This is a genomic window from Winogradskyella ouciana, assembly GCF_009709615.1.
Taxonomy (GTDB): domain Bacteria; phylum Bacteroidota; class Bacteroidia; order Flavobacteriales; family Flavobacteriaceae; genus Winogradskyella; species Winogradskyella ouciana.
On record NZ_WJYA01000028.1, the window covers coordinates 1 to 435 of the forward strand.

Annotated in this window: 1 pseudogene; it reads right to left on the bottom strand. The window is 53.1% G+C overall.

From position 1 onward, the window contains the following. Positions 1 to 435, bottom strand: a pseudogene (locus F1003_RS16605) (hypothetical protein); the annotation flags it as partial.

Genomic DNA, 435 nt, shown 5'->3' on the forward strand with positions numbered 1-435 from the left:
TGTACTCATAGTCGCCGATTCCGGTTGCCACTGCCTCTATAACGTTATTATTCCCAAAAGCTTGTGTTACCACTTCGGCGGTCAGCATCGGCGGTTCGCTCTCTATTACCTCCGCGCTATCGGTATTGGTACAGCTCGTTGCCGTTGATGTGCTCGTATCGGTCACCGTTACGCTATAGGTGCCTCCCTGGGTCGGCGTCAGCGTCGATCCTGTCTCCCCTGGAAGTACCGTGCCGTTGTAGCTCCACTCAAAGCTATAGTCCGTGTCCGATAGGCCCGTGTCCAGTACCGGTACATCCAGTATCTCCGTACCATTGGTGTTGATACATAGTACATAACTGTCATCTAGATCGAACTCTGGCAAAGGGTTCACCTGAAGGGTCAACGGTGCCACCGCAAAACAGATCGAACCGTCCTGCTGGTTGTCGAACGTAC